The sequence below is a fragment of the Methylobacterium sp. B1 genome (assembly GCF_000333255.1).
Lineage (GTDB): Bacteria > Pseudomonadota > Alphaproteobacteria > Rhizobiales > Beijerinckiaceae > Methylobacterium > Methylobacterium fujisawaense.
The window spans coordinates 1-7,281 of the sequence record NZ_BACT01000738.1; the positions used below are offsets into that span (position 1 = coordinate 1).

A 7,281-nucleotide genomic window follows, 5' to 3' on the forward strand; every position below is an offset into this window, starting at 1 on the left:
CGTGATCCGTGTCCGGACTGGATCGGCCGCCGCAAGGCGGGGGATGCCAGAGACACACGCCACAACGAAGACCCGCAGCGACGACGCTGCATGCTTGCCGAACACAACACTCGACGCCGCAGCACCCTGCGCCGCCGAGTCCCAAAAGAATTGCGATGCGCCGGTCTGGTGGCCTGAGCGGCGTGCCCAGAACCCGATCCCATCTCGAACTCGGCCGTTAAACACGCCAGCGCCTATGGTACTGTGTCTCAAGACACGGGAGAGTCGGTCGCCGCCAGACCCGCCCATCGCAATCGGCATTCCCTCGACACGATACAAACGCCCGCAGGCCGCTCTCATGGAGAGCAGCCTGCGGGCGTTTTGTCGTTGGCTTCCGATATCCGACGACGCCTTACCGCGAAGTCATCTCCCCGCGATCATCCGGTAATCGATCGCCTGCAATCATCCTCACACCGCGCATGGCCCACGGCCCACGCGGACGAAGCCGGTGACGGATCTCGCGCCCTCCGAGTCGTCCGCGCCCCGCTTCGGAACGGGCCGAGGTCCGCGACCTCGGCCCGTTCAGCCCGAGAGGGGAGGGGAGCGACTTGACCATGTTGATGGAGATACGTTCCCCCGACCCACGCGGCGCGCTATGGAACGGGGCCATGCGACTGCTCATCATCGAGGACGATCAGGAAGCGGCGGCCTATCTCGTCAAGGCCTTCCGTGAGACCGGCCATGTCGCCGACAGCGCGCATGACGGCCTCGACGGTTACGCGCTGGCCCGCGAGGGTGACTACGACGTGCTGATCGTCGACCGGATGCTGCCGAAGCTCGATGGCCTGTCGCTGATCCGGTCGCTGCGCGAGCAGAACGTCGCGACCCCGACGCTGATCCTGTCGGCACTCGGGCAGGTCGACGACCGGGTGAAGGGGCTGCGCGCCGGGGGCGACGATTATCTGCCGAAACCCTATGCCTTCTCGGAACTGCTGGCCCGCACCGAGGCGCTGGCCCGGCGGCAGGCCGGCTCGGGAGCCGCCGAGGAGACGCGCTACCGGATCGGCGACCTAGAACTCGACCGTCTGTCCCATCGGGTGACCCGGGCCGGCCGCGAGATCCCGTTGCAGCCCCGCGAATTCCGTCTTCTCGAATACCTGATGCGGCATGCGGGCCAGGTCGTGACACGCACGATGCTGCTGGAGCATGTCTGGGACTATCACTTCGATCCGCAGACCAACGTCATCGACGTTCACGTCTCGCGCCTGCGCAGCAAGCTCGACAAGGGGTTCGCGTCCCCGATCATCCATACGGTTCGGGGTGCCGGCTATGTCCTGCGCTTCGAGGAGGGCGCCTCCGGGTGAGCGCGGTTCCGGCTGACGCGCTGGTCGCCCGCGAGACGGGGGCTGCGCGCTTCCAGAAGCTGTTCCGCACCACCGCCTTCAAGCTGTCGCTGGCCTATCTGGCGATCTTCGCCCTCTGCGCATTCCTGGCGCTGGGCTACGTCGCTTGGAATGCCCGCGCGGTACTCGACGACCAGATCGTCTCGACGATCGATGCCGAGATCAACGGCCTGTCGGAACAATACAATGCCGGCGGTCTACGGCGGCTGATCACCGTGGTGGAGCGGCGCTCGCGCGAGCCGGGGGCCTCGCTCTACCTCGTGACGACGGCCGGCGGCGACCATGTGGTCGGCAATGTCGGCTACGTGCCCGCCGCCGTGCTGGCGACCCCAGGTCAGACCGAGACGCGCTACGGCCGCAACGAGTCCGATGCCGAGGCGCATCAGGCGATCGTGCGGGTCTTCACCCTGCCGGGCGGATTCCGGCTGCTCGTCGGGCGCGACACCGAGGAGCGCGACCGTCTGCGGGCGGTGATCGGGCGCGCCTTCCTCACCTCGCTCGCCGCCGTCGTGCTCCTCGGCGTGATCGGCGGCTGGCTGGCAGCGAGCCGGGTGCTGCGCCGGGTCGATGCCATGACCCAGACCACCCGCGCGATCATGGCGGGCGATCTCGACGACCGGCTCCCTGTGGCGGGAAACGGCGACGAACTCGACCGCCTCGCGTCGAGCCTCAACCTGATGCTGGAGCGGATCGGCGAGCTGATGCGCGGCATGCGGGAGGTCTCCGACAACATCGCCCACGACCTCAAGACGCCGTTGACCCGCCTGCGCAACCGCGCCGACGAGGCCCTGCGCCGGGCCTCGACGCCGGAGGAATTGCGCGCGGCGCTGGAAGCCGTGATCGACGAAGGCGACGGATTGATCCGGGTGTTCAATGCCCTTCTGATGATCGCGCGGCTCGAAGCCGGGTCTGCCCGGGAGATGCTGGGACCGCTGGATATCGGCCAGACGGTGCGGAGCGTCGGCGAACTCTACGAGGCGGTCGCCGAGGATCAGGGGCTGACGCTCGCGGTGCGCGCGCAGGACGACCTCACCATCGCGGGCAACCGCGAGCTGATCGGGCAGGCCCTCGCCAACCTCATCGACAACGCCCTGAAATACGGGGCCGAATCCGCCGGAGCGGAGGCCAGCGTGACGCTGGAGGCATGGCGCGACGGCGAGACGATCCGCCTTGCCGTGTCCGATCATGGACCGGGCATCCCCGAAGCGGAGCGGGCCCGCGTCCTCGGTCGCTTCGTGCGCCTGGAGGATGCCCGTTCGCGACCGGGCTTCGGGCTGGGCCTCAGCCTCGTCAACGCCGTGGTGCGCCTGCATCACGGGACCCTGCGGCTCTTCGACAACGCCCCAGGGCTGCGGGTCGAGATCGGCCTTCCGGCTTCACCGCGCCCGCAGACGGAAGCCGGTGACATCCTGCCCGCACCGGCATCGGGCGACCCTGTGCCGGCGTCCCCGTCCCGCGCTAGTTAGGTCGCGACCTGTCCCGCTACGACCGCGCCGTCTTTCCATCCGATCGGCAGAGCGCCCGAGTTCCAGGAGGCTCCATGACCCTCAAGACCAAGACCGCCCTCGTCACCGGCTCGACCAGCGGCATCGGACTTGCCATCGCGCGCGCCCTTGCGGCCGAGGGAGCCAACGTCGTGCTCAACGGGTTCGGGGACGCGACCGCCATCGAGGAAACGCGGGCCGGGATCGAAAGCGCCTACGGGGTCAAGGTCCACTATTCGTCCGCCGACATGAGCAAGCCCGAGGCGATCAACGCCATGGTGCGCGAGGCGGAAGACGCTTTCGGATCCGTCGACGTGCTGGTCAACAATGCCGGGATCCAGTTCGTCTCGCCGATCGAGGACTTTCCGGCCGAGAAGTGGGAGCAGATCATCGCGATCAACCTGTCCTCGGCCTTCCACACGATGCATGCGGCAATTCCCGGGATGAAGGCACGCGGCTGGGGCCGGATCATCAACACCGCTTCGGCCCATTCGCTGGTGGCCTCGCCGTTCAAGTCGGCCTACGTGGCGGCCAAGCACGGGATCGCGGGCCTGAGCAAGGCGGCGGCACTGGAACTCGCGCCCCACAAGATCACGGTGAACTGCATCTCGCCCGGTTACGTCTGGACGCCCCTGGTGGAGTCGCAGATTCCCGACACGATGAAGGCCCGCGGTCTGACCAAGGAGCAGGTGATCGAAGACGTGATGCTGAAGGCGCAGCCGACCAAGGAATTCGTCACCGTCGATCAGGTCGCCGCACTGGCGGTGTTCCTGTGCTCCGATGCGGCGAGCCAGATCACCGGCGCCAATATCAGCATGGATGGCGGCTGGACCGCGCAGTAGCGGCGTCCACTGCTGCGTTCCGGAAGGCAGGGCCCGTCACCCGGGGGCTGACACCTTCCGTATCGACACCCTCGGTATCATGGGCGTTCCGCAGCCGTCAGATCAGCCGCGACGATCGGGCGGAGCCTGTGGGATGGCGGCCCCGCCCGGCTTCAGGTGGGGCCGCTCCTCGGTCAGCGGCGGCCGTGGACCAGCAGGGCGAGGCCGTAGCCCACCGCGCCGGCGATCAGCAGGGCGACCAGGGGATTCTCTTCCACGCGGGCGCCGACGGCGGCACGCCCGTCGCGGAGGTAGGAACCGCTCCGCTCATAGGCCTCACCCGCGATGTCGCCGGCGCGGTCATACGCGTCGCTGGCGACGTCGCCGGCCCGGTCGGCGATGTCGCGCGCCTTGTCCTTCACCTGGCCGTAGACGTTCTGAGCCTCGCCCTGGGCCTCGCGGAACCGACCCTCGACCGAGTCGCGGTTCGAGCCCGCGAAATCTCCGGCCGCGCCCTGAACCTTGCCGACGGCCTCCTTGGCGCCGCCGACGATCCGATCCGTATCCACCATGGCACTCTCCTGGACGTGAGCGCGGCGCCGCGACGCGGGCGTCGCTCGTTACGCCGTCGTCCACCGAACGCGCGAGATGGCGTTTGTGCCCCCGGCCGCCATGAAATTATGCGCGGCCAGCGTTTCCGCGGCAGACGGGACAGGTCAGAGGCCGATCAGCTCGGCGATGGCCGCGGCGCCGGCGGCGGGGGATGTCTCGCCCCGCGCCACACCCGCCTCCGCCTCGGCCGTGCGGCGCCGGACCTCCGGGGACCCGACGAGGCGCTGGTGCAGACGCTCGTCCACTAGCGCCCACATCCACTTCACGTCCTGGGTCCGGCGCTTCGCCTGGATCTCTCCGGTGGCAGTGAGCTTCTCCCGGTGGTCGACGATCTTCGCCCACAGCGTATCGAGACGCAGATTGTGGAAGCCCGAGATCGTCACCACCGGCGGCGTCCAGGTGGCGGAGGCCGGGGTGAGGATGTGCAACGCCGCACGGTATTCCGAAGCCGCTGCATTGGCCCGCTGCTCGGCCTCGCCAACATCGGCCTTGTTGACCGCGATCATATCGGCGAGTTCGAGGATGCCCTTCTTGATGCCCTGGAGCTCGTCGCCCGCTCCGGGCAGCATCAGCACCAGGAAGAAGTCGGTCAGGTCGGCCACCGCCGTCTCCGACTGGCCAACGCCGACCGTCTCGACGAGGATCACGTCGAAGCCCGCGGCCTCGCAGAGAAGCATGGTCTCGCGGGTCTTGGCCGCCACGCCGCCGAGCGTTCCGGAGGACGGGGAGGGGCGGATGAAGGCGTTGGGATCGTGCGACAGCCGCGCCATCCGGGTCTTGTCGCCCAGGATCGAGCCGCCGGTCCGGGAAGAGGACGGATCGACCGCCAGCACCGCCACCTTGTGGCCGGCCTCGGTCAGGTTCGAGCCCAGGGCGTCGATGGTGGTCGACTTGCCGACGCCGGGCACGCCGGTGATCCCGACGCGGATCGCCCGACCGGTTTCGGGCAGAACCGAATCGATGAGATCCGCCGCCAGGGCCCGGTGATCAGCGCGCTTGGACTCGGCCAGCGTGATGGCCCGGGCCAGCGCGGCGCGGTCGCCGCGCAGCAGGCGCTCGCNGAGGCTCTGAATGTCGATGGACGGCGTCATGGTCCCTTCATGGNCGCGGCGACGGCTGCCGTCCAGGGGGAGGCACCGGCACGGGGGGATGGGCCGGCTGTGGCCCGTCCCCCACAAGCCCGGTCATGCCCGCTATTCACGCCGACCTGGCGTGATCGTGCCCCGCGATGGTCACGATCCTGGGCGACGGAGGGCACCCCGCCCGAGCGCAACCGGATCATGTCGAGCCAGATCGTCTCACGTCGCGTCCTTCTCCGGTTCGGAGCTCTCGCGGGCGCCGCGGGTCTCGCCCCGTCGCTCGGCGCCTGCGTCACCGACGATCTCGGGACCGGCGCGGCCTTGCCCGAAAAGCAATCGGCCCTCGACGTCATGCCGGTGTTGCTGGTCGCCACGACCCGGAAGCCCGTGGGCAATCCGCCCCGGCCGCCGTATTTCAGCAGCGACCGCGGCCGCGGCCTGAGCTTCGCGGAGGTGCGCCTGTCGCCGCCCGACCGCTCGCTCCTCGGCAAGGTCTCGTCCGTCATCACCGGCGACTGGACGATCGGCGCGGTGCCGAAATTCGAGACGGGATCCGGTGCCGCCACAGCCTTCTCGCAGGCGGCCCTCGGGCGGGACGTGCTGATCTACGTCCACGGCTACCGCGAATCGTTCGAATCGGCCGCGATCAGCGCGGCCAGGCTCTCGGACGGCATCCGCTTCGGCGGCGTCTCCGGCCTGTTCACGTGGCCGTCGGCGGCTGCGACCCTCGATTACAATTACGATCGCGAGAGCGCCCTCTGGTCGCGCGACGCCTTCGAGGACCTGCTCAAGGCGCTGGCCGCCTCGCCGAGCGGCGGCCGCATCAACATCGTCGCGCACTCGATGGGCACGCTCCTCACGCTCGAGACCCTGCGGTTGCTCCGCGCCGAGGCCGGCGAGGCCGCGATGGCGCGGATCGGAGCCGTGGTGCTGGCCGCACCCGACATCGATTTCGACCTGTTCTCCAACGGCGTTGCCCGCCTCGGACCCGACGTCTCGAAGATCACGGTGATCTCCTCCACCAACGACCGGGCGCTCGAACTCTCCGCCGCCCTGGCGGGGGGCGTGCGTGCGGGCGCGGCCGATCGCGCCAAGCTCGAGGCACTCGGCGTGCGCGTCGCCGACGCCTCCGATTACGGCGGCGGCCTGATCAACCACGACCTGTTCCTCTCGAATCCGGATGTGCAGGGGGTGGTCAAGCGCGCCATCGCCCGGGGCGCCGGGGTGTAGGCGCGCGGCGCTCACCCCATCCGGGTCGTCATGCTCTGCGGCGGCAGGGGTTCCTCCGGCAGGATCGGCGCGTCGCCGGAGGCGTCCAGATGGTCGATCCGGTCGGCCCAGACCCGGAAGCCCACGAGGGGATTCGGTCCGAACGTGTGGGTCAGCGGCACATCCGCGGCGTCGCGACCGTAGGCGACCATGACCCGGCCGATCCGCGGGGCGTTGTTGCGCGGGTCGAACACGTGCCAGCGCCCGCCGAGATAGACCTCCATCCAGGCGGCGAAATCGCCCGCCGGGTGCGGCTCGGGCTCGCCGATGAAGCTGACATAACCGGTACAGTAGCGGGTCGGGATGTTCAGCGCGCGACAGAAGGCCACGGCCAGGTGGGTGAAGTCTCGGCAGACGCCGCGGCGACCCGCATAGGCATCCTGCGCCGTGCGGTCGCCGTGAGCGAATTCGTAGCCGAACGCGATGTGGTCGTGCACGAAATCGCAGACCGCCTGCACCCGGCTCCAGCCGGGCTCGGTATGGCCGAACAAGCGCCACGCCTCGTCGGCCAGCAGATCCGATTCGCAGTACCGGCTGGGCAGCAGGAACACGATGGTTTCGGCCGGCAGGTCCTCGATCGCGTGCTGCTTGGCCTCCGGGTGCACCGGGTCCGGGCGCCCGTCATCGTCGATCA

General features: G+C 69.2%; 7 protein-coding genes and 1 rRNA gene. 5 read left to right on the forward strand and 3 right to left on the reverse strand.

What is annotated here, in order from left to right; translation table 11 throughout:
• Positions 1–164: 164 nt before the first annotated feature.
• From rrf to I53_RS21710, 4 genes are all read left to right on the forward strand, one after another.
• Positions 165–280, forward strand: a 5S ribosomal RNA gene (gene rrf / locus I53_RS21695).
• Positions 281–647: 367 nt separating this feature from the next.
• A complete protein-coding gene (locus I53_RS21700) occupies positions 648–1,343 on the forward strand; it encodes a response regulator transcription factor (RefSeq protein ID WP_043354572.1) in 696 nt (231 codons plus the stop codon).
• Positions 1,340–2,848: a HAMP domain-containing sensor histidine kinase gene (locus I53_RS21705; protein WP_051044949.1), complete on the forward strand. Its 1,509-nt coding sequence runs from the start codon at positions 1,340–1,342 to the stop codon at positions 2,846–2,848. The genes I53_RS21700 and I53_RS21705 overlap by 4 nt, the downstream gene beginning before the upstream one ends.
• A gap of 74 nt (positions 2,849–2,922) precedes the next feature.
• The gene (locus I53_RS21710; RefSeq protein WP_043354574.1) at positions 2,923–3,708 is read left to right on the forward strand and encodes a 3-hydroxybutyrate dehydrogenase; all 786 of its coding nucleotides are present in this window, start codon (positions 2,923–2,925) and stop codon (positions 3,706–3,708) included.
• A gap of 173 nt (positions 3,709–3,881) precedes the next feature.
• Here the strand turns inward: I53_RS21710 and I53_RS21715 are convergent, their stop codons facing one another.
• Together I53_RS21715 and meaB are read right to left on the reverse strand one after the other, a co-directional pair.
• Positions 3,882–4,259 carry a CsbD family protein gene (locus I53_RS21715; RefSeq protein WP_043354576.1) on the reverse strand — a complete coding sequence of 126 codons (378 nt, stop codon included), beginning with the start codon at positions 4,257–4,259 and terminating at the stop codon, positions 3,882–3,884.
• 144 nt (positions 4,260–4,403) lie between these two features.
• Positions 4,404–5,390, reverse strand: coding sequence for a methylmalonyl Co-A mutase-associated GTPase MeaB (gene meaB, locus I53_RS21720; protein WP_043354578.1), 987 nt, complete (start codon positions 5,388–5,390; stop codon positions 4,404–4,406).
• Positions 5,391–5,579: 189 nt separating this feature from the next.
• On the opposite strand from meaB, the gene I53_RS21725 reads away from it, so the two are divergent.
• Positions 5,580–6,608: an alpha/beta hydrolase gene (locus tag I53_RS21725; protein WP_043354580.1), complete on the forward strand. Its 1,029-nt coding sequence runs from the start codon at positions 5,580–5,582 to the stop codon at positions 6,606–6,608.
• 11 nt (positions 6,609–6,619) lie between these two features.
• On the opposite strand, the gene I53_RS21730 is transcribed toward I53_RS21725, so the two are convergent.
• On the reverse strand, positions 6,620–7,281 hold a 662-nt coding region (locus I53_RS21730), incomplete at its 5' end, for a transglutaminase family protein (protein ID WP_043354582.1).